We start from the raw sequence: 22,688 nt of genomic DNA, 5'->3' as shown, positions 1-22,688 counted from the left end.
GAAAAGCCCCTTGCGCCTGATATTTATAAAAGTGTAGAAATTATTGAGTACGAGAGAGATCGCCTTGGAAAAGAGCCTGAATCTGATTTCTCCTTTGGGGCGCAGCTTTTAAGAAAGCGTTACCCCACCGCCCCCTAGCTTTGCCCTACACAGATGTAAAATGCATCAGATGAAAAGCGACATATCGGATTCTTCCGCGTTTGCCAGCATGGCGGCTGCACCCGCCAGCTTGACGCCGTCGATTAGCTCTTCCTTGGCAATACCCATGACGTCCATGCTCATAGAGCACGCGATCAGCTCAACGCCGTTATCCTGAGCCATCTTAATTAAATCTTCAAGGCTGTCAACGTTTTTGTTCTGCATGACGCCTCGAATCATCTTGGCGCCCATACCACCCATATTCATTTTAGAAAGTCCCAGCTTCTTGCTGCCACGCGGCATCATCATGCCGAACATCTTAGACATAAAGTCTTTTTTGACACTGCTCTTTTCGGTTTTGCGCAAAACATTAAGCCCCCAGAAAGTAAAGAACATACTCACCTTTCGGCCCATAGCTGCCGCGGCATTTGCGATAATAAACGAGGCAATAGCTTTATCCAGATCGCCAGAAAACACTATAATGTTCTTCTTGTCCTTGCTTTCACCTGTCGCTACCACCGCTTGCTGCTTTTCGCTCTTTTGAATTTTGGCGGTGCTGATGCCCTTGCTGCTTTCAAGCCCCAAAAAGACATTGCCGGTCCGGCGGCAAAAACCTTCAATGTCGCTGGCGAAGGCCGGGTCACTGGTTGAAATTTCGATTACGTCACCGTTTTTTGCGGTATTTAACGCACCAGAAAGCTTGACGATAGGCCCCGGACAGGACATACCACAGGCGTCAACAATGACCACGTCGCTCTTACAGGTATCCTGTTGACAGCAGTTAGATTTCTGTCCTGCCGATACGGATTGGGGGCGCTTGCCAAAAATGGAGTTGTAGAGACGGAATCCGCCCGCGACAACATAAGCATCAAATCCGTTCTGCATCAAAATTCTGGCTGCAATATATGCTTTAAGGCCGATCTGGCAGTTGACATACACCGGCTTTGCCTTATCCAGTTCATTTAACCGCTTACGCAGCTGAGAAAGTGGGAAGTTTACAAAGCCCTCAATGTGCCCGTTTTCAAATTCGAGTGGCGTGCGGGTGTCTATGAGTGCCACACTGCCATCGCGAGGCAATGCCTTGATATCGTGCCAGTGGGTCTGCTTCATTTTTCCGGTGAGCAGGTTTTCTATGACAAAGCCCGCCATATTTACCGGGTCCTTGGCCGAGCTAAAGGGCGGTGCGTAGCAAAGCTCAAGCTTGCAGAGGTCTTCGGCCGTCATTTTGGCGCGGATAGCGGTGGCCATTACGTCACATCGCTTATCAACGCCGTCATAACCAACAATCTGTGCACCGAGAATGCGCCCGGTCTCCGGCTCAAAAACCGTTTTAATCGCCATGTTGACAGCACCAGGGTAATACCCTGCGTGATTGCCAGAATAGGTGAACACTTTATCATAAGAGAGTCCCAGCCGCTTCGCCGTTTTTTCGTTAACGCCAGTGGAAGCGACCGTCATGTCAAACACTTTGAGTATCGAAGACCCCTGTGTTCCGGGATAGGCACTGGGAATGCCACAGATATTATCCGCCGCGATGCGTCCCTGCTTGTTGGCTGGGCCTGCCAGCGGAACATAGCATTTTTGCCCTGTAACACTGTCGGTTACCTCAGTAGCATCGCCCACGGCATAAACATCGGACGCCGAGGTGCGCATGTGTTCATCCACAATAATGGCGCCGCGCGCGTTTAGCGCAATACCTGCCTCTTTGGCCAGTTTAGTCTCAGGCCGCACACCGATGGCCATGATCAGCATGTCGGCTTCGACGCTGCCTCTGTCCAGCTCAATCTGCAACTTGCATCCGTCGTCGCGCATGCCTTTGACACCGTTGCCCAACTCCAGACGTACGCCTTTGCTCTCGATGTGGCGATGTACGTCGGCTGCCATGTCAGGGTCTATCGGCGCAATAACCTGATCAGCCATCTCCACCAATGTTACACACAGCCCTGCCGCATGCAAATTTTCAGCCATCTCAACGCCGATAAAACCGCCGCCCATTACGACAGCACTGTTGGGCTTGTGCTTTTGGATATATTCTTTTATTCTGTAAGTATCAGGGATATTGCGCAGCGTGAACACCTTGTCAGAATCGCTACCGGGAATGGGCGGATGTAGCGGTTCAGCCCCCATCGAAAGCACCAGCTTGTCGTAGCTTTCTTCGTAGCTTTTACCGGTTTGAAGGTTCTGTACCATTACCGTTTTTTTGGCGGTATCAATAGCGGTCACCTCGTTAAAAACACGCACATCGATATCGAATTTATCGACAAAATCTTGTGGTGTCTGAACGGTAAGGGCCGATTTTTCTTTGATTTCTCCGCCGATATAATAAGGGAGACCACAGTTTGCAAACGAAACGTATTCTCCCCGTTCAAACATAATTATTTCGGCCTGCTCATCGAGCCTGCGCAGTCTAGGCGCGGTGGAAGCGCCGCCTGCCACGCCGCCAACAATCAAAACCTTTTGTCTTTTGTCCATTTGTTCCTTTCTCCTTTCAGGCTGTATAAACAGCGAGAGAAAGATGTCTTCCCTCGCTGTTTATCTTTGCTTGTTTATACATTCAGCATGTTTAAAATTGAAGCCTTGGGCTTAACGCCAACCGACTGCTGGACTACCTTGCCATCCTTGACGAGGACGAGCGTCGGAATGCTCATAACCTGAAACTGCCGTGCCAGCTCAGGCTGCTCATCGACATTGACCTTGCAAATTTTAGCGGCATCGGTCTCCTGAGCAATTTCGTCCACCACCGGAGAAAGCATTCTGCACGGGCCGCACCAAGTTGCCCAAAAATCAATGAGTACCGGCTTATCCGACTGGAGAACTTCCGAATTGAAATTTTCTTTTGTTACCTTTAAAACTGCCATTATAATCTCTCCTTTTAGCGGTTGTAGTTGTTGTTATGTTCATAGTATATCCATCGCTTTAGCATTTTTCTGTAACTCAATCACAAAACGATATGACATATTTTAAATTTTGACCATTTTATCGTTTTGACACTTGGCCTTACAAATCATTTGGGTCATGGTACCCATCGGGCAGTAGACACACCATGAACGCGGTTTATAAAGCAGCATTGTAATCAGCCCGAGCACAGTGGAGGTGAGCATGACGCTGTAAAACCCAAATGCAAACTGCGCCACCCAAGGCGCCACATTCGCGGTGTAGGCCCAGTGCCACGGCAGCTTAATCGTCCACAAGAGTGTGACTACCTGACGCATGCTGCTCGCGCCCGAGAATACTAGATAGGTGACATTTAGCATGTTAAAAAACATTGTCATAAAAAAGGCTAGAAATCCGTAGCGAAACCATTTGCTTTTCATCCAGGCTGGAATATCCTTTTTGCGTGAAAAACCAAGCTGATTACCCAACAGGTCAAAGAGTTGGCCACGCCCGCAATATTTGTTACAATAACTTTTGTGTCCCGTCGCAATTGAAATAATCAGCGGAATAAAAAAGCACAGTAACCCTATCCAGGCAAATAGAATATTAAAAAAACCCATGACGATGTAAATGGCGGAAAACACCCACAGATATTGATACCAATGCTTTTGGTTGCTCTTCATTCTCTCACCTCAATCTTAATTACAGAGGCCGGACAGGCCTTTGCACATTTACCGCAGCCTACACACTTGCTTTCATCTATGACGGCAAAACTGCCTTTAAAAATCCTGACCGCCCCAATCGGACACGCCCCAACGCAACAGCCACAGGCAACGCAGGCGTTCTGGTCTATCGTCGCCTTCTTTTTTGCTTTGTTCAAAACGTATACCCTCCTCCATTTTATAACGGCATTATAACAGACTTAAAATTCATTTTCTGTGACTCAATCACATATGAGTCCGCAATCTTGCCGCATGTAACACACATGAAACATTCTATTGCAAACGAAGCTTTAACTTTCTTAAAAATACTGCTATGTGATGGAAAACAGTTTATACACCGCTTATTTACTCTTGAATTGGGAACCCTGAAAACAATAAATTTTTTGGCTTAGTTTAATAGAAGGTGGATAAAACACATGAATCATTTAAAATCTGAAAAATCTCCCTATTTGCTGCAGCACGTAAATAATCCTGTAGACTGGTATCCCTGGGGCAAAGTGGCTTTTGACAAGGCCAAGTCTGAGGATAAGCCGGTTTTTCTTTCCATTGGCTATTCCACCTGTCATTGGTGCCATGTTATGGCGCATGAGTCGTTTGAGGACGCAGAAGTGGCGGCAATTCTAAACCGCGATTTTATCAGCATTAAAGTCGACCGCGAAGAACGCCCTGACGTTGATGCGGTATATATGTCTGTCTGTCAGGCGCTCACCGGCTCAGGCGGGTGGCCACTGACCGTGATGCTGACACCGGAGCAAAAGCCGTTTTGGGCCGGTACCTACCTACCAAAAAATAGCCGGTATGGCATGCCGGGCCTGATGGACTTACTCGCTGCCGTTATGCAGCAGTGGCATACTGGGCGAGAGTTGTTGTTAAAGTCCGGTGAGCAGATTGTTTTATTGCTGCAATCTCAGGAGCAAAGTGCACAACCGGGCGACCCTGATAAAGCGCTGCTGACACGTGCCTTTGAACAGTTTAAACGCGGTTACGATTCCCGCTGGGGCGGTTTTGGCTCTGCGCCCAAGTTCCCCACGGCGCACAATCTATTGTTCTTGTTGCGCTACTCGGTGCTTTTAGACGATGAAAGTGCGAATAAAATGGCGTTACACACCCTGGCGCAAATGTACCGTGGCGGAATGTTTGATCACATCGGCGGCGGCTTTTCGCGCTATTCCACCGACGAAAAATGGCTGGTCCCCCACTTTGAAAAGATGCTCTATGATAATGCACTGCTATCTTGCGCTTATCTTGAAGCCTATCAAATGACCGGAAAGGCACTGTGCAAAACTGTCGTCACGAGAACGCTTGACTATGTTTTGCGTGAGCTGACCGACACACAGGGCGGTTTTTACTGCGGCCAGGACGCTGACAGCGACGGGGTCGAGGGTAAATATTACGTCTTTTCGCCCGAAGAAATTATCAGCGTTTTAGGTGAAGCAGACGGCAAACGCTTTTGTGAATGGTTTGGTGTAACCAAGCAGGGTAATTTTGAGGGTCTAAGCATTTTAAACCTTATAGAAAACCGCCGCTTTGAAGAAAGCGACGGTCAAATAGAATATTTATCCCGAAAATTGTACGATTATCGGCTGTCCCGCGTAAGTCTTCACAAGGATGATAAAGTGCTTACCGCGTGGAACGGGCTGATGATCGCCGCACTTGCCCGCGCTGGATGGCTGCTGAATGAAGCGAAGTATCTAAATGCTGCAATAAAAGCCCAACATTTTATTACAAAGTATTTAACCGATGCGAATGGTCGACTACGCTTGCGCTGGCGCGATGGAGAATCTGCCCACGACGGTCAACTGGATGACTACGCTTTTTACGCCTTAGCGCTTCTGGCGCTGTATCAGGCGACATTCGATGCCGGTTATCTATCTGCGGCGATAACGACGACGGAACAGATGCTGACCTTGTTTTCAGATGATACCAACGGCGGGTTTTACCGCAGCGCTTCGGACGCAGAGCAGCTGATTGCTCGTACCAAAGAGATTTATGACGGGGCGCTGCCTTCTGGAAACTCGGTGGCTGCCCTCGTTTTATGCCGCATAGCGGCCTTGACCGGCGAAGCAAAATGGCAACAAGCAGCCGACCGACAGCTCAGGTTTGTCTGTGGTGCACTGTCAGAGTATCCCGCAGGGCATTGTGTCTCCCTGCTGGCTTTAATGACTGCACTGTTTCCAGGGCAAGAGCTTATCTGTACCGCGGCGGATGAAAACGGTACAGAGGGGATTTTGGGTTTTTTACGTGAAACCCCCGTTTGGAATTTAACTGTATTAGTCAAAACAATTTCGAATCAGCATGCACTGGAACAAGTCGCCCCCTTTACTGCTGATTACCCGCTACCAGAGCAGGGCTGCGCATATTACCTGTGCCGCAATAAAGCCTGCGCTGCCCCGGTTTACTCTTTGGCTGAGCTGAAAAACCTGCTTTTAAAATTGTGACGTCCCTTTTCTTGCTTCGCGCCGTCAGACGTCATGGTACTCCTTAAATTCCACAGCGGAACATGCCACATGTAGGGCAGCCCCCCCTGACGGGGTCGGTTTTTCTAGGGTAAAAGCCTACCCTCGGCAGGTATATCTACCTTTTAAGCTTTCGCTGTAACCTTCCAAATAAGCAGACAGGCCGCCATTAGTGGCGGCCTGTCATATTCGCACTGTTAAGTTTCGCGCCTTTTAAACGGCTTTGTCGTTTTATTTTGCGTGCAATTTAAGTCCTACTAGTAGACAGCTCTCAATGTAGGGCAGGTTATTTTCATCCAAATAGCTTTTCAGCGGATCGCTTTCAGCGCCGGGCTGAATAACAATACTCTTAAACGTCTTTTTGTTCTCTTTAATAAGCTGCAGCCCTTTTACTGGATTTATGCATAAGTCAAGAATGTCGATCTCGCCTTCTACATCATTGATTGAAGCTAGCTCTTTGCCAACCGCCTGAACCTTATACCCCTTCTCTTGAAGTCCTTTTTTAATTTTATAGGCATATTTTTCTTGATTTAGGGTATCGCCCACTACAACAAAGTTGTGCTGCTGCATAATTTCTTTTAAATCCATAAATACCACCTCACAATTTTTGTCTGTGCCGGGGCGTCCCCCCGACGCTTTTAGCTTTCTATCTACAATATTAGCAAAGAAATGCCTAAAATGTAACCCCCTCTTATAATTTTGATATTTTAATTGACTTTTCGCCAACAGTTATGCATCATATGTTATGGTTAGAGCTTTTAATTTATAAGGCCTGCGCAATACCATTAAAAGAACTGTATTTACCTGTCCACTTACCTGGGCACGACTAAAAAGGAGGCATCTCATGGCACTCGTCCTTAGCATTATCGGAATCAATATCGTCTATGTTTCGCTCAACACATTACGCACGATTTTAGTAATCAAAGGGCAGCGGTTGCCGGCCGCTCTCCTTTCTGTTGTCGAAGTGGGAATCTATCTGCTGGGATTAACAATGGTATTAAAAAATCTGACCAGCCCACTAAATATTATTGCCTACTGCACCGGTTATGGCATAGGTGTTTATATTGGTAGCCGCCTTGAACAACGCCTTGCGCTGGGATATGTCAATGTGCAGGTGATAGTCAACTCTGCCGATTGTAATCTGCCCAACCTGCTACGTGGAGAGGGGTACGGCGTAACCGCATGGCATGCACAGGGCCGCGACGGCGACCGACTGGTGCTGCAGGTGCTCGCCAAGCGTAGCAACGAAAAGCTACTGCTAGCACTTTTGAAAAAAATTGCGCCAAATGCATTCATCGTTTCATATGAGCCTAAAAATTTTGCCGGCGGTTTTTGGACAAAGCATATCCGTGCTTTTTAGACGATCATCAAATAAAAGCTTCTGGGTCTGATAATGGCGTCTTTTGCTATTATTAGCCCTTTAGCAAGGCATCGATTTATCACCACCTTCTTGAGGTGTTTTAGGCAAATAGACCCAGTTTTTCAAAAAACTTCTTTACAGATGCCTTCTTTAGGGTATAATAAAATTGCAAAGATAAAAACACAGTTCCGGTTGGTAGTCCGGACGCGGCGCGACGCCGTCAGTAACCTGCCTCCTTGGTTGTCCCTTCTTTGTCGGCAATACCGAATTTAAGGAGGGCTTTTATGTGTCAGACCATTGTGAGGTTAACCGTGTTTTTTCAGGATCCATTTTGGGTAGGCATCTTTGAGCGCACATGTGAAAATTATTATGAGGTCTGTAAAATGACTTTTGGGTCCGAACCAAAGGACTATGAGGTCTATGCTTTTTTGTTGGAAGGATGGCGTGGGCTGCACTTTAGTACGCCGGTCAATACGACACCGCCAGGTGCAAAGCGTATCAACCCCAAACGCATGCAGCGCAGCATTAAACGCCAGCTTCAGGAAACCGGTGCTGGAACAAAAGCGCAACAGGCTCTAAAGTTACAGCAAGAGCAAAATAAGATGGTGCGCAAGAGCCTCGCCCGAGAAAACCGAGAAGCCGAGCAGCAACGCAAATTCAGCATGAAACAACAAAAACGTAAAGAGAAGCACCGGGGGCACTAATCCTCGGTGCTTCTTTGTTGGATAATCCATAGGCGTTTGATTAACGCTTCCCCTTCGGCTTTTTGGCGGGCGCATAGTCCTTCATCCCTGGGATAGCGCCGTTGGAAACCGCCCAAATATAAAAACTGGCAACAGTGCCATAAGGGCTGTAGCGACGCCGATATTTTTCGAACAACTTTCGGTCGATATTACGATGATGATATAGCATCCGCAGACCACGTTGAATTGCAAGATCGCCAAAACTTAAAATGTCGGGACGTTGCATGCAAAAAATCATCAACATTTCAGCGGTCCACACACCGATGCCCTTTAAATTCGAAAGCTCAGCGATCACCTCGGCGTCACTTTTATTGGCCAGTGCTTCAATATCGAACATACCATGATGAACCTTTTGAGCAAAATCTTTGATATATTCAGCTTTTCTAAAGCTTATGCCACAGGCCTGCAGTACCGCGGCATCGGCGGTATATATTTTTTCTGGTGTTATTTCACCCAGTGTGTCGATAATTCTCCGCCAGATCGTTGCCTGTGCCGCCATCGAAATCTGCTGCCCTACAATGTGACGCACTACCGAAGCAAACAGATCGCTGTCGGTGCTGCGCTCAATCATACCCAGTGTATCAATTACCTGCCCTAAGCGCTTATCCTTCTTTTTTAAATAGGATAGCTCTGTTTCTCCGTATAAAAACACCCTGTTATCACCGCCTTATATGGCTATCATACCAGAAAACCGTCCTGTTTTCCCTTTTGCAGTGCCATACCATTTATTGTTCGGCGTCTTGCATCGAAACGACCGAAAAAAAGATTGTTTAGACCACCTTCGAAAAACATTCGGTGTTTAACGTCAGTGTCAATACTTACGATCTAAACATCGTATTCTAGCTTCTTTTTGGCTTCCTCCAACAGCTGGAACGGCGTATCAATTCTTTCAGAAAAGCGCGCGGCACCCGAGCGCATCTCCAAATTAATCTTATGCTTGCCAGAAGCACTGGTCAAATCCAACTTTTCAAGCCTTTTAAGCACGCGATCAACCACAATGTGCGTCGATTCCAGATCGGTGAAAAGCATCGTCCCCCACGTAAAGGGATTGTTATCAAGCATATAAAGTGCGTCCTCTTGACGTAACGATTCTAATAATTCCTTGGAAATCTGCTTAGCCAACTGCATCAGGCCATTTTGCCCCAGCATCTGCGTCAGCTCACGCTGATAGCGGAACTGCCAAACAACAACAACCAGACTCATTTGGTAGCGGCGCGAAATATTCATATACACGCCGCATTCCCGCTCGAAGCTTCTGATGTTTTTCAGCTCTGTTTCTGGGTCTACACCCGAAAGACGCACCAACTGCTCCTTCATTTGTTCATTATGCTTTTCAGCCTGTTTGGTTCGGCCCGAAAACAAATACACCGCAGTGGTCATGCAGGGGCTCCAGATAATCCAGAAATAAATATCCGACGAGATTGTAACGCCCCGATAAGCCGCATAAACAATGACATAGGTTGCATAGCTGAAGATCATCACAATATTGAGTATTAACCCGATGGGCAAGGTTGAAAAATAAGTGATGATAACGGTTGTCAGCACCGCCGCTAGAATAATCGTATTTTTCTGAAAACTATCCGGTGTGCCGGATATAAACAGAATACAGACAAATAAGAGCAGCAACATGCAAAGAAACGCCAGATCAGCGATTAGAAAGTTTCTGTTTTGTTTCATGTCCGCCCCTGCCTTCCGTATTTTCTAATCAGCATCACTGCAGATACCACAATAAGCATCAGCGCCAATCCCACTGCAAGCACAAGTTTATGAATGTCTCCGCGGGAGGCCAGCTGTTCAATTAGCGATTCGCGCTTGGCGTTATCTTCCTTAAACCGGAACGGGAAAATATCCACACCGTCAGCGACATAGCCATCGCCATAAAGCTTCCAGAGGTTATCGGTCAATCCGATATATTCCACACCGCGCAGCATCGCATTATCGCTGACGCCAGTCACCACCATCAATGCGCGCTTTTGCTCGCTGTAGGGCGAGTTGAGCAGCTGCACTGTGCCAAGGGTTGTACCGTAGTTGGGGTCTATCGTCATCTTCTCGTTAGAGCCAATCGTCGTTCCCTGGGGGCTGAATTGGAAGAACATCATATTATTGATTTGTTGGACAATAAGGTTCGTCTCAAGACGCCCAATAGCGATGACGTTGGACTGCTTTAAATCCCCGGTATTTGACATATGGGCGACCCGCAATACGCCGGTGTTGTCCTTTAAAAACCGGCCAAAGGTCAGCGTAATCTGTCGTAGTGCTTCAAAATCAGCCGCACCGGGCGAATCAGGCATCACCATCACAACATTGTTGAAACTACCGTCCTTAACAAACGGGCTGGGATACCCTTCAAATATTATGCCCTCAAAATCGACCGGCATCAGTTTAAGCATACTCTCGTTGGTGACATAAGCCCAGGGTTGCTGCCCTTGATTCAGCGTACACCATGCGTCCTGCATTTCGAGGTCGAACGATACGCGCACCGAAAAATTACCATTGACCATCAAGTCAGCCGGAATATCTAGGCGGATAGTGTCACCCTGCGCCTTTTCTTTATCGAGCTTCTTACTACCAATAGGCTGGTCGTTAACATAGATGGTGACCAGAGAGCGATTAAAGTCCAGGTTCTCGGAATAGCGCATCGAGAGGCTGACCTGGCTTGAGGTGGAAAGTCTTCTGTTGGCCGGCAGCTCCATGTAGTATGAAATGCTCTGACGGAACAGGCCGTCCACATAACTTCCCGCTTCGGTCAGCTGGCGGTATTGCGTAATTTCAGATTTTTGCATCAGCATGTTTTCATCCGCAGTCACCCGCCGCCACAGTGTGCGCGCCTGTGACATATAACTAGCGTTGCCCAAAAGCATACCGGCATTGATCATGGCTGCGTCATTGTTGCCGGTGATCAACAGCACGTTGCTGCCATTACTTTTTATCAGCGTCATAACAGCGTCCTGTTCCGCCGCCTGTCGCTGTTCGTCGGTGAGCCGTTCTTTGACGCTGGGTAAAAGAGCGTCATACCGGCTGATAAAGATTCGATATTTCCCCGAAAAGAGCGTTTGTTCATCGGTTAAGCTTTGCAGGGCAATATTCTCATATGCCATTTGGGCTTGGCCTGATAGCCCCGCCAGCGCCAACGTGGTGGCGGTTAACTCTGCATCGGTGCCACCGTCGCGTACAAACACCGTGCTTTGCCGGTTTTCAAGCGCGTCGATGCTAGTGAACTGCTCATAGCAGTCAGCCAGTGTGTTACAGGGCATCGTTGGATAATAGCTGATAGAAACGGTGGAGTCACCAAAAATCTGAAGCCAGTTCGCCAACGAAACATCGTCGACACATGGCAACCTGTCCTGTGTACGAATATAAGCTTCTATTGTCAGCTCATTCTGCCCCGCCTTAATCTGATCAATCGGAATTGGAATCAAAAGCTCCTGCGTTTTTCCGTTTTGGCCAGGCGTCGGCCGAACGGAGTAAAACATGGTCTTGTTCAGCGTAAAAGTCAGACTTGAAACAGTGTTGTCAGCCAGTTGGGACACGTCGTAGCGCAATGTCAGCGTCGCGCCACGAATATCCCATTCGCCTGCTTGAAAATATCTGATCGTCTGAGAAAACAGACCGGTTAAACTCTGATCGCTCCCAAATGATTCTTCATGGATGTAAGGCGCATCCCCCTGTCCGGTCAGGTTCAGATCGGTTTGGCTTAAAACCTCACTTTGCACCTCTGGGCCGTTTGTTGCGGCATCTGGTTCGGCAGCATTAACGGGTAATAAGCCGCCAATCTGCGCCCAGAAGATAAGAAATAAAAAAACAGCAGCCCATCTTCTTTTTTTGGTTTTCAAGATATGCCCTCCATTATTTAAAACGTTCTGTTTTATACCATGTTGTTTCTTTGCGCAGGATGAGATCTTTTAAATACTGGATCAATCCATACACTGCGACGACCATCCACATCTTGGCGTATGTAAAGTACATCAGCGCGATAATCACAATATTTGAAGCGTGCATCTCGCCTTTCTCGGTCGTAATGGTCACATACGTTCCCAAGATGAACATCACAACGGCGAGCGCCCAAAGCAGGTTGCTAAAACCGGCTAGCGTCATATGTGCCCAGCCGCTGGCATTGAGCAAAAACACGCTGTCCGAAATGACGAGCGAGGTCAGTAGCAGGAAATAAATCGCCATAAAATACAAGATATCAAAACGCACTTGCCCCGCCCTACGGTCAAAGAGCATCGGCAGGTTTTTAATCAATACATAGATATTGCCCTTCACCCAACGGGTTCTCTGACGAAACCAAACCTTAATGGTCTGAGGCTCCTGCTCCCATGTGACCGCCTGTGGCAAGAATTTGATACGATACCCCATCCGATAAACACGAAAGCTGATCTCAGTATCCTCGGCAATGGCATGGATATCCCATCCGCCCATTTCCTCAAGAATCTTGCGCCGAATGATAAAGTTCGTCCCCGGTATGGTACATAACTTGAGCAGCTTCCACCGTCCGGCCTGCGCCATCCACTGAAAAGAAAGCGTCTCGATGTTAATAAAGCGAGTGAGCAGCGTCGCATTTTTGTTTCGCGTACGAAATTTTCCAATAACAGCGCCCAGAGAGCTATCGGCACAAATTTCAGAGACCAATAGCCGCAGTGCATTAGGCTCCGGGGTATTATCAGCATCATAGATCACGATATATTCACCGGTGCAGTGTGCAAAGCCAATGTTGAGTGCGTTGGACTTACCCTTGCCGCCGGTCACGCTATCGGTGTTGATTATTTTCAGGTTGCGTCCAGGGTTTTTCTGCTGAATATCCGCTAGAAGCTGTGCACTGTTGTCTGAGGAGTTGTCGTTGATGACGATAATTTCGTATCGGTCCTTCGGATAGTTAAACGCTAGCAGGGACAGCACCGTCTGCACAATGACTATACCCTCGTTATGTGCCGGAACCATGATAGAAACCATGGGGAATTGATCCGGCACGGGCGGGGTATAGCGCGTAGTCTCGAGATAATACATGTAGCCGCTCACAATCATAAGCACATTGATCAGCAACAGCGACCATATACAAAAAAGGGAAGCCAGCATCAAGATGTCAATGGTGTTCACAGTCTACCTCCCATTATCTCCTGTAAAACATCTGTCGATAAATCCTGCGTCCCACCGCAATCAAAACCAGAAACACTGCGACGCTAATACTCACAATTATCAGCAAAATTCGGTTTGCACCTGAGAAAAATCCACTTAACGTTGCCATCATGCTCTCTCGGTAAACATAGGACGCGTCGATCGTCTTTTCTTCATAGTGCAACGACTCCAGCTCCGGAAACTTTGACTTATAGTCTGAGATCGAAAGCCATGCATCATCCAGCTGTTGCACGGTGTTTTTAAGCGCCGTGACATCTTTAAACAGCGAAAAGCGAATCATTGTATCTATCGGCAGGTTGCCGAAATTCAGCCGGGTATGGGCGATGCCTTGAATATCTTCAAAAGAAACAGCCAGACCGGGAAAGTTCATATCGAACAACGTAATACCTTCCTCGGCAAACGCGGCCTTAGCTCGGGTAAGCTTATCAGCAAGCGGCTCACGCTCTGATTCGTACTGCCGCACGATGGGATCGTGCAAAACAATGGCGCCGCCCTTCGCCTGAACATAGCGTAGTGACCGTGTATAACGCTTAAAAGCGGGATAGTCGAGATTATCATAGACAGGCATCACCCTGACAATAAAGGGGATACCGCTTTGAGCAAAACGGTCGGTAGTTTCGTACAGCATGTCAAGATCTGAAAAGGGATAAATCTCGTCTAGCAGCACATACATAGCCCCGTCAGCCGAATCCGCGCCAAAATATTGGCGGAGCAGACCGCCGAGCATGATATAACTCAGCCCCTCCTGCTGGTACCACGGCACATAGACCGCATTGGAAAGAATAACTGCAAACGGAAAGCTATCTCCTGAGCTGAGCTCAATGCTGCCGTAGCGCTGGCCGTGTTCTAGCTGCTGCGCGACGGTAGCGGCCTTTATAAACTGATATTGGCTGTGGTCATCCAGTTGCAGTGTAACGCCCATGTTTTTTAGCCTAAGCGTTGTTACGCCGTCAACCGGCCCGGCACTTTCACCAAGACAGACCGTGGGTATTCCAGCGGCTGCGGCGTCGAGATATGGTTGGTTCGCCGTAGTTATGACATAACTATAACGCGCAGGCAGATCGGCGGTATAGGTCGTTTCTGAAACCGAATCCACCGTTTTACCACAGGCGCTGATCAGCGCCTCAATTGCTGCCCGACCTTTTTTTTCATCACAAACCAGCAATACCTGTGCTGTTTGTGGCTCGGCCGCTTGCTCTGAGTCGGCCAGTACGCCAAGTGTCAATAACAATAAAACTGCCATTAAAAATGTGGCGAAGCGAAAAAAACATTTCAAGCGCCTTCTCCTTTCTCGCTGCCAACCGCATTTTGCGCTTGTGTACGCAGAGCTGCGAGCGCCATCAGATTGTCAAAGGAATAGGCCTTCAGTGTGGCTGCGTCCGCAAAAGCGCCATAGAGTGTGCTTTGCTTGTCGGTGATCTGGAAGCCGCGCAATTTTTCCATTGCCGCTTCCACCAACGCCTGGTCACCCTCGGCGCCACCCAGCAGCGCACAGAGCGCATAAATGGCAGTGGATTCAATTGTGTTAACCGGTACGCCCTGCGGGGTATATGCGCCGTAAATCGCCCCCTGTGATAGCGCCTCTTTGACCCAGCGTACGGTAGCCGCCGGGCATTCGCCCACCTGAGACAGATGCACCGCGGTCAATAACGCTTCGACCATATTGATCTGCTCCGCTTCGTAGGCTTCCGAGTCGATATCATAGCGGGTTTGAAAAAACGGAAAGTGATCACCTAAGTAACCTTGTTTTAAAATATCACGCATTTTTCTCTCAACCTTGTTCCAGCGTCTGTCAGCAGAGCCTAGCAACTGCATAGTTTCAAGGTCAGAAAAGCACAGCGTGCTGACACGCCCCGCAAAGGACAGCGTTTCGTCATAGCAATCGAGCAGAAAATCATCTTTTACGTTAGTTTTATAAAGACGCTTAGCCCAGTTTTGGCAAAGCTTGCGATAATCAGGCTGTGAAAACACCTGCGCCCCTTCAAGTAGGCCCCGCAAAATACGCAGGTCGTCAATTGCAGCATTGGTACTAAAGCGCGAACCCTCCTCACCCACCCGGTAGGACAGCAACGCGCCGGTGTCAAGCATCTGGGTAATATAGCCCAACGTTTGAGAAAACCCTTCTTCATCTGCGATAGCGGCGTAATAGCGAAGCATCAGCCCCTGAGATTCGCTGAGAACCTCATGCCCCTGCGCCAAATCTCCCTGTGCAGAGCCACTGAGATAATTAGTATAGATCCCGCCATTCGCGGCAAGTTGGTTCTGCACAAAATCAAGACAGGCTTGTTCGGCTGTGTCGGCCGGCGCAGGTGGCGTAAAAGCGTTCTCTTTCAGAACATCCCCGCCTCTTGGGGCGCAGCCAGACAGCAACAAAAAAACCGCTGCCATCAAGCAAAGGATGTAAAGAGATTTCACGCGCATACTGCCTCCTCCTTTTTAATGTCAGGATGCTTTTTGCGATAGACGTTTGAACGCCAAGACATAAAAACAGTGGATATAATGATAAAGTTGACATAATCAAATGCAACATTATATAAGAAAATATGTTTTGATAGATCGGCGTCCCCCGCGCCAATGATTGAAACCCCGACCTGCGAAAAGCCCGATAGCATGACACACCCCAGAACCAGCATCCGCCATCTGTCCCTAAAGCTGAGGCTGAGCATGGAGATAAGCCAGATCAGTACAAATCCTACCGTTTTGGGTACGATAATATTCTTTAAAGTGCTGTGCAAAGTGAAGAACGCAGCTTTCTGACCCGGCTCCCGCCCTGCGCTGCGTTCAAAGTTGCCTATGGCATCGGGGCGGATAGCGTAAGCGTTTTTAGCGGCCTCATCAAGCATTAAAAACAGGTCGTCCGGGTGCATAAGGTAATAAACCGTCACCGATATGAAATTGTATTTTGGAAAAAACTCCTCTTTAAGCGCATCGCCTTCCACATTAACGGCGGGGTACCGCTCGTAATAAATTGAACCATCCAACAGCGAATATTGCGGATCAATGTCAAAGCGTTCCAACGCTTCCTCCGGATTTTCTGCCGACATCAGTACACCGCGTGTCATGGCATGATATTGATTGATCTCTACAAACTCCTGTGGAATTAATATGTACACTGCCACACCACAAAAACAGAGAAGCGACGCGCAAATGCCTGTAATTGCCCGCTGTACGGCTTTTGTCCGCCCTGTGACTTCAGCACCCAACTGCGGCACACCCCGCATCATCGGGATGCATAGCAGCCCTAGCAATATACCCAACGGCGCATTTTGCTGCTTGGCACAGGTCAAAACAACGCCGCTCAGAACATAAACAGCTAATAGGACATACGGCGGATAACGCTCTTGCCGTATGAGCAGCGCACAAGTCATTGCAGTCAAAAAACTGACCAAAACAAGTCCTTCTGCATAAAACGAATTAAAGTAAGCTAAATACCCGGTGTCAAAAAAAATTAAGACCGCTATTGCGGCAACAATATAGCCAAAGCGCTTTTCCAATCCCCATGCAGCGTAGTCAACCAGCAGGTATAACGCGACTAATGCCCACAAGCCGATTAAAAAAGCCAAAAACCGAACATCGAACACAGCGTCGTCACCAGTCAGAAGGCGGTCGAGCGCAACCGCGACATGAATAATCGGTGTCTGTGACGAAACTAGACTGTCTTCATAATCATTAAAATACTGATACATGCCGTATTGACTGCTAAAATAGGAAAGAAATTGGTCCGGCGTATCACGGTCAAGCTTATAAAGCCCGTTCCCGTTTATAACGCGGTAAAAGTCGCCATTATCCGCCATGCCCACCAGCGGCGGTATAAACAGGGTAAAGACAAGAATAAGTCCGGCGACAATAACAGCCGCGGCAGCAGGCGACGGCAATGAGTATGAAATTTTTCTTTGTGTTGTCCACTGCATTGCTGTCCCCCTTTCTTGACGTTAAAATGGGCAAAGTTAAAAATGTTGTTTTTAATTTGATATATTGATATAATGATGGCATTATAACATATGTTTTAGCGATTTTAAACAGGCTCAACAATTTTTTTGCTATTTAGGTAATATTTTAAACAAATTTGTGATTTTTAATTGCATATTTTTCATATTTTTAGCAATATTTAGGGGAGAAGTGTATGAAACATCTGAAAGTGATGCTGGTGTTTGGCACAAGGCCAGATGCTATAAAAATGGCGCCGTTAATTTTCGCATGCCAAAAGGATGCTCGGCTGGACACGACTGTATGCGTCACCGCGCAGCACCGCCAGATACTTGATGACGTGCTGACACAATTTAATATTACACCTGACTTCGACCTGAACATTATGCAGGAAAATCAAACTCTCACTGATATCACTGCCCGGGTTCTATCTGGTATGGAGCGAGTTCTGGCACGGAATAAACCGGATGTTTTATTGGTGCATGGAGACACAACCACCGCTCTTTCCGCCGGTTTAAGCGCATTTTATCATCAAATTCCCATAGGGCATGTCGAAGCCGGGCTGCGTACCGGCAACCCCAATTCTCCCTACCCGGAAGAAATGAACCGCACACTATTGGGCAATTTAAGTACGTTACACTTTGCACCCACCGAGCAGAACCGCCAGAATTTACTGCACCAGAATGTGGGTGGAAAAATCTATGTCACCGGCAATACGGCCATTGACGTCCTGCGCTATACCGTCCGCCCAGACTACCGTTTTACTCAGCCGTTGCTCAACCAGATGGACTATGACCGCCGCATGATACTGCTTACCACACACCGCCGCGAAAATTTGGGCGGAGGCATATCCGATATTTTTGCCGCTATCAATAGGCTGATAACAGATTTCCCTGATGTTGAGGTGTTGTTCCCGGTACATCCCAATCCGGCCGTGCGAAATCTGGCCGAGTCAGCCTTTTCAGATAACCCACGCGTGCACCTTTTAGAACCGCTCAATGTATTGGACATGCACAATCTGATCAGTCGGTGCTACATGGTCATGACCGATTCAGGCGGGCTGCAAGAAGAGGCACCATCATTAAATAAGCCGGTGCTGGTGCTGCGTCGGGAGACCGAGCGCATAGAGGCTGTCTGCGCTGGAACAGCAATGCTGGCTGGTGTAAGTCAGGACTCGGTTTTCGCCTGTGCCGCCAGACTTTTAACCGACCGTGCGCTCTACAATAAGATGGCCGGCGTTGCTAACCCGTACGGAGATGGTTTTGCTAGCGAAAGAATTATTAATGCAATGATTATGGCGTTTTCAGATACATCGGTGCCTTTGGATGCCCCTTTGTATGTCCCGCGATTGCAGGAGGTTTAGTCCGACGACGCTGTGTGGATTTAATTTTGCTCAAGTTAATAGACCTAAATAAAAATACAGAGCTGCGTTTTTGGCGCCGCTCTGTATTTTTATTTTTAATATCGAGGGGCTCCTTAAAGTTGAATCTTGATGCATTTCATTACTCTTAAATATGCAAACTCAATATAGAACAACTTGTTTTTTCAAAGTCTAGCGCGTAAAAATAAGACAATCGGATTTATTTTAGCACTGCCACAGCCTCCTGTAGGCGTTTGCAACCCTCGACAACATTCTCATAACTGTTGGCAAAGCTCATGCGCAAATAGCCCTCGCCGCCAGGCCCAAATACGTCACCGGGCACCAACGCAATTTTAGCTTGCTCCAGTAGGAATTGCGCCACCTCAGCAGAGGGGCGGTTCAAGGCCTTGATATTGATGAAAATATAAAACGCGCCCTTGGGGCAGCGGCAGCTCAAGCCTGGTATGGCGTTGATGGCGGCAACGGCATAATCGCGGCGGCGCTGGTATTCTTTAACCATATCAGCCACTTCGTTCTGTTCGTCACGCAACGCCGCGATAGAGGCCTTCTGTACGAAGGATGGGGCACAGGTGGTGTTATGCTGATGAATTTTGTTTAACGCTGCAATATATTCCTCGGGTGCAGCAACATAACCGATACGCCAACCGGTCATTGAAAACGCTTTTGACAGGCCGTTGAGAGTGAAGGTGCGTTCTTTCATGCCGGGCAGCGAGGCGATGCTGATATGCTTAGCATCGTCGTAAATCAGCCTCTCATAAATTTCATCAGCAATTACCATAACATCCTTTTCAACGGCAATTTTGGCTAGACCGCGAAGCGTCTGCTCCGATAGAACACCCCCGGTGGGGTTGTTGGGTGTCACCAGTACCAGTGCCTTGGTTTTTTCGGTAATTTTTGCGCCAACCTCCGCCAAGTCGATCTGATAGTCATTTTCCTCCCGCAGCGTATAGGTCACCGGCGTTGCGCCCAATAGGCGCGGTACGTTGAGATAATTCATCCACACCGGGTCAGGGACCAAGATTTCATCCCCCTCGTCGAGAATGGTGCACAAAACGTCGAACACCGCTTCAGAGAGGCCCACTGTAACAAGAATCTCAGCGGGCTTATATGCCACATCATTCTCACGCGTTAATTTCTGTGCAATCACTTCGCGCAATGCCATATCGCCAAAATTAGAGGTGTAAAATACCTCGCCTTTTTTCAGGCTCTCTTCACAGGCGCGCTTGATATATTCAGGCGTATCAAAATCAGGGCGGCCAATTTCGAAGTGAATGATAGGTTCTCCGGCCCGCTCCATTGCCAACGCCTTTTCGTTGACCTTTCGAATGCCTGAAGGGGCTAAAAGCGACATACGGGCTGCTATGCGGTTCTTCATGGAATGCCTCCTTAAAGTTTTATTTCACACCTTGTTGGTGATTGAATTGTTTATTCTTAAATTTTAACATTATCCCGGAGGAAAATAAAATACCGATTTTTGTATCTTGATATAACTAATTTAATATGCCAAAGGAAGTGCTGGCAAAAACAAAACGCAAGAGAATGCGCCCGGTTTTGGTACCGGGGTTATTCCCTTGCGCTTATGTCATAATTTTTGGCATGCCACAGTAAATGCAAGCTTTATAAGCCACAATTTACCGGGCTTTCGCCCTTAGTTGGACTCTTTGAGATATTCGTCGGTTACGTCCTGAACCTTTTTCTCCTCAACATCAGCGAGAAGCGCTTCGTATTTGGACTGTGGGTCGGCGTCGTTACCGTTCCACCGGCTCAGATCTTCACCTGCTTTAGCCGCTTCAACCAGCTGGGGGATTTCTTCCTTGTTTTTATCGCTAAAGTAGTATTTGCACGATCCATCATCGCACACTACCGCGAAATGAAGGCCACTTGCTGCATCGCTGTAAACTTCGTATTTCATAGCTTTTCTCCTTTTGCATTGGTGATATGGTTGTACCTATATTATAACATATATGAAAAACAATCCAAGAGAAAATAATGAATGTTTTTAAGAAATTTTATTATTTTATGTGATTTCCTTTGATTTCACACTATATTGAGCCGTAAAGCCTTCTTCCAATAGATACATTATCCGGTACTGAATAGGTTGGGGCAAATTGAAAAACATCTATGCCGCTGCGATAAAATAATGAAATTAGCTCATGGGTATAGGCTGTCCTTTTTGTTCTAGTCCGCTAAACAAATCACCATAAGTAGAAACAAATTCATCCGGTAATGTATATCTATTGTCCCCTATCATTGAAATTCCAAGAGTAGGAATAACATACATTTCATATTGCGTTTTATCATTTAACTCAAAGGACAATAAAAACGACCTACCCGATTTTTGTGCTTTTCCAATCTTCTCATAGTCATCATTTGATAATACCACAGGGGAGGACTTAGAAAGCCCCGCAATCATTTGCTTCGTTTCCTTGTCAGAAATAGCATCAAGTGCGTTACGCTTAAAATGATCGTAAATTATAATCTCGTCTACTATTTCGACAAAATTTGCTTTTGTAAAATAATCAGATACATCCACTGTTTTGTCGCCAACTGCATCAACATTTTCGCAGATATAGTAGTTTCCGTCAAACTCAACCGCCACTCTAAACGCGGGATTATAATATGAAATTTCATAAACCGTTCCACCAACCGCAAAAGTAGCAGAAAAATCTTTTGTACCGTTATTTTGGGGGTCTTCGGTAATATCGTATTCCAATTCACCCAGTGATTTAGTAATCTCCGATTTATTGAGATTATATGTTGACCCGTTTTCTAAAAAAGCATACCGGTGTCCATTATAATTGATAATTTTGCGTATCCCCATAGGAGAATCCGCAGCAGGGGTTACTACTTCAATTTGAGGCGGTTTATTTAGATCCATCATATTGGGAATTGTAACTGCAGCTACCAACACAGCAGCACAACAAGCTGCTATGGGAACTAATCTTTTAATTATATTGTTTGTCATAATATCTCCCTTTCTATTTGCCACCCTCTCCAATTCTGATTGTTTGAGGATATTTGATAGCATTCTTTCCTTTGCGACTTGGTCTGGTTTTATTTTATTAAAGGCGCTAATGACCTGCTTATTCTTCATGGAAATCACCACCTAATTTCTGCCTGAGGATGTTTCTTCCTTCATGCAGGTAGTTTCGTATTGTTGATTGGGGCTTTTTTAAAAGCGCTGAAATTTCAACACTCGTGTACCCCTCGTAATAGTAAAGATAAATAGCTGTTTTATATTTATCTGGCAACTCCATTACAGCAATAATAGTTTCATCTGTCTGAAAAGGTTGTGAATAAAGTTCTTTATCATAGTCTTCAACGTTTTTACGTTTACGCCACCAATGGCGCAAAAAATCTTTGCAAAGATTTGTCGCAATCACAATCAGCCAGGCCTTCTCATGCTCTATGCTTTCAAAGGTGCCATCGTATTGCATAAGTTTTACAAAAGTGTTTTGTGCCACATCCTCTGTATCAGCAGAGTTTTTTAAATATGTAAAACAAATTCGATAAACCGTATCAATATGTCGATCGTAAATCTCTGCAATCTCTTCGTTCGTACGTAACAAAGATTTTGCCATCTCATTTCCCCCTCTCACTAATAATACGATTGAGGACTTTAAAGTGTCGGATAAAATTTACTTTTCTTTCTTTTGTTCTTGTTTTTATTTGAAATTTTTACCGCGTTATCTTTTGGAAAACAGCCAATCGTTTAATATAACCATAGGTAATGTGCTTTATATTGATAGTTTTTGATGCCTATATAAAGCCAAAGCTTTGTTTGCCCATTGGATATGCAAGTACCGGCCAACAGTACCCTGGGCGATATAAAAAGGCGTTAGATATGGGGAACGCTCTGGTTCATACATTCCAACGCTGCCACTACTACGAAACAAATCGCCTAGCAAGTAGTTCTACAACACAAATAAAGGGGAGTAGCTTGTAGCTACT

General features: G+C 46.8%; 20 protein-coding genes. 4 read left to right on the top strand and 16 right to left on the bottom strand.

Annotated elements, in window-relative coordinates; translation table 11 throughout:
- Positions 1–165: 165 nt before the first annotated feature.
- The 4 genes from RBH76_09515 to RBH76_09500 all read right to left on the bottom strand — a co-directional run bounded on the left by RBH76_09515 (position 166) and on the right by RBH76_09500 (position 3,892).
- Complete coding sequence (locus RBH76_09515; GenBank protein WMJ82967.1) at positions 166–2,610, bottom strand: DsrE/DsrF/DrsH-like family protein; 2,445 nt, start codon at positions 2,608–2,610, stop codon at positions 166–168.
- 74 nt (positions 2,611–2,684) lie between these two features.
- Positions 2,685–2,996 (bottom strand): thioredoxin, encoded by a 312-nt coding sequence (trxA, locus tag RBH76_09510; protein ID WMJ82966.1) that lies wholly within the window; start codon positions 2,994–2,996, stop codon positions 2,685–2,687.
- 102 nt (positions 2,997–3,098) lie between these two features.
- A complete protein-coding gene (locus RBH76_09505; protein ID WMJ82965.1) occupies positions 3,099–3,695 on the bottom strand; it encodes a 4Fe-4S binding protein in 597 nt (198 codons plus the stop codon).
- On the bottom strand, positions 3,692–3,892 hold the full coding sequence (locus RBH76_09500; protein ID WMJ82964.1) for a 4Fe-4S binding protein: 201 nt from the start codon (positions 3,890–3,892) through the stop codon (positions 3,692–3,694). Before RBH76_09500 ends, RBH76_09505 begins: the two co-directional genes overlap by 4 nt.
- 258 nt (positions 3,893–4,150) lie before the next feature.
- Between RBH76_09500 and RBH76_09495 the strand changes: the two genes are divergently transcribed.
- On the top strand, positions 4,151–6,172 hold the full coding sequence (locus RBH76_09495; protein WMJ82963.1) for a thioredoxin domain-containing protein: 2,022 nt from the start codon (positions 4,151–4,153) through the stop codon (positions 6,170–6,172).
- 249 nt (positions 6,173–6,421) lie between these two features.
- On the opposite strand, the gene RBH76_09490 is transcribed toward RBH76_09495, so the two are convergent.
- A complete protein-coding gene (locus RBH76_09490; GenBank protein WMJ82962.1) occupies positions 6,422–6,778 on the bottom strand; it encodes a CoA-binding protein in 357 nt (118 codons plus the stop codon).
- 256 nt (positions 6,779–7,034) lie between these two features.
- On the opposite strand from RBH76_09490, the gene RBH76_09485 reads away from it, so the two are divergent.
- Both RBH76_09485 and RBH76_09480 read left to right on the top strand, forming a co-directional pair.
- On the top strand, positions 7,035–7,550 hold the full coding sequence (locus tag RBH76_09485; protein ID WMJ82961.1) for a DUF2179 domain-containing protein: 516 nt from the start codon (positions 7,035–7,037) through the stop codon (positions 7,548–7,550).
- 284 nt (positions 7,551–7,834) lie between these two features.
- Entirely contained in the window at positions 7,835–8,254 is a 420-nt protein-coding gene (locus RBH76_09480; GenBank protein ID WMJ82960.1) for a YjdF family protein, read from the top strand.
- A gap of 40 nt (positions 8,255–8,294) precedes the next feature.
- Here RBH76_09480 and RBH76_09475 read toward each other — a convergent pair whose 3' ends face one another.
- The 7 genes from RBH76_09475 to RBH76_09445 form a co-directional block, all read right to left on the bottom strand.
- On the bottom strand, positions 8,295–8,945 hold the full coding sequence (locus RBH76_09475) for a DNA-3-methyladenine glycosylase 2 family protein (protein WMJ82959.1): 651 nt from the start codon (positions 8,943–8,945) through the stop codon (positions 8,295–8,297).
- Between the two features lie 173 nt (positions 8,946–9,118).
- On the bottom strand, positions 9,119–9,970 hold the full coding sequence (locus tag RBH76_09470; GenBank protein WMJ82958.1) for a diguanylate cyclase: 852 nt from the start codon (positions 9,968–9,970) through the stop codon (positions 9,119–9,121).
- Positions 9,967–12,126: a cellulose biosynthesis cyclic di-GMP-binding regulatory protein BcsB gene (locus RBH76_09465; protein ID WMJ82957.1), complete on the bottom strand. Its 2,160-nt coding sequence runs from the start codon at positions 12,124–12,126 to the stop codon at positions 9,967–9,969. The genes RBH76_09470 and RBH76_09465 overlap by 4 nt, the downstream gene beginning before the upstream one ends.
- Positions 12,127–12,139: 13 nt before the next feature.
- A complete protein-coding gene (locus tag RBH76_09460; GenBank protein ID WMJ85221.1) occupies positions 12,140–13,369 on the bottom strand; it encodes a glycosyltransferase in 1,230 nt (409 codons plus the stop codon).
- 34 nt (positions 13,370–13,403) lie between these two features.
- The gene (locus RBH76_09455) at positions 13,404–14,705 is read right to left on the bottom strand and encodes a DUF2334 domain-containing protein (GenBank protein WMJ82956.1); all 1,302 of its coding nucleotides are present in this window, start codon (positions 14,703–14,705) and stop codon (positions 13,404–13,406) included.
- The gene (locus RBH76_09450; protein WMJ82955.1) at positions 14,702–15,850 is read right to left on the bottom strand and encodes a hypothetical protein; all 1,149 of its coding nucleotides are present in this window, start codon (positions 15,848–15,850) and stop codon (positions 14,702–14,704) included. The genes RBH76_09455 and RBH76_09450 overlap by 4 nt, the downstream gene beginning before the upstream one ends.
- A complete protein-coding gene (locus tag RBH76_09445; GenBank protein WMJ82954.1) occupies positions 15,841–17,340 on the bottom strand; it encodes a hypothetical protein in 1,500 nt (499 codons plus the stop codon). The genes RBH76_09450 and RBH76_09445 overlap by 10 nt, the downstream gene beginning before the upstream one ends.
- A 212-nt stretch (positions 17,341–17,552) precedes the next feature.
- Between RBH76_09445 and wecB the strand changes: the two genes are divergently transcribed.
- Positions 17,553–18,719: a UDP-N-acetylglucosamine 2-epimerase (non-hydrolyzing) gene (gene wecB, locus RBH76_09440; GenBank protein ID WMJ82953.1), complete on the top strand. Its 1,167-nt coding sequence runs from the start codon at positions 17,553–17,555 to the stop codon at positions 18,717–18,719.
- A gap of 217 nt (positions 18,720–18,936) precedes the next feature.
- Here the strand turns inward: wecB and RBH76_09435 are convergent, their stop codons facing one another.
- From RBH76_09435 to RBH76_09420, 4 genes are all read right to left on the bottom strand, one after another.
- The gene (locus RBH76_09435; GenBank protein WMJ82952.1) at positions 18,937–20,112 is read right to left on the bottom strand and encodes a pyridoxal phosphate-dependent aminotransferase; all 1,176 of its coding nucleotides are present in this window, start codon (positions 20,110–20,112) and stop codon (positions 18,937–18,939) included.
- Positions 20,113–20,385: 273 nt separating this feature from the next.
- Positions 20,386–20,649: a hypothetical protein gene (locus tag RBH76_09430; GenBank protein ID WMJ82951.1), complete on the bottom strand. Its 264-nt coding sequence runs from the start codon at positions 20,647–20,649 to the stop codon at positions 20,386–20,388.
- A gap of 234 nt (positions 20,650–20,883) precedes the next feature.
- Entirely contained in the window at positions 20,884–21,831 is a 948-nt protein-coding gene (locus tag RBH76_09425) for a hypothetical protein (protein ID WMJ82950.1), read from the bottom strand.
- Positions 21,821–22,318 carry an RNA polymerase sigma factor gene (locus tag RBH76_09420; protein ID WMJ82949.1) on the bottom strand — a complete coding sequence of 166 codons (498 nt, stop codon included), beginning with the start codon at positions 22,316–22,318 and terminating at the stop codon, positions 21,821–21,823. Before RBH76_09420 ends, RBH76_09425 begins: the two co-directional genes overlap by 11 nt.
- Between the last annotated feature and the right edge of the window lie 370 nt (positions 22,319–22,688).

The organism is Oscillospiraceae bacterium MB24-C1, from assembly GCA_030913685.1.
Classification (GTDB): Bacteria; Bacillota; Clostridia; order Oscillospirales; family Ruminococcaceae; genus Yanshouia.
The sequence above is the reverse complement of the archived record's forward strand: the minus strand, read 5'-3'. Positions and strand labels throughout refer to the sequence as shown.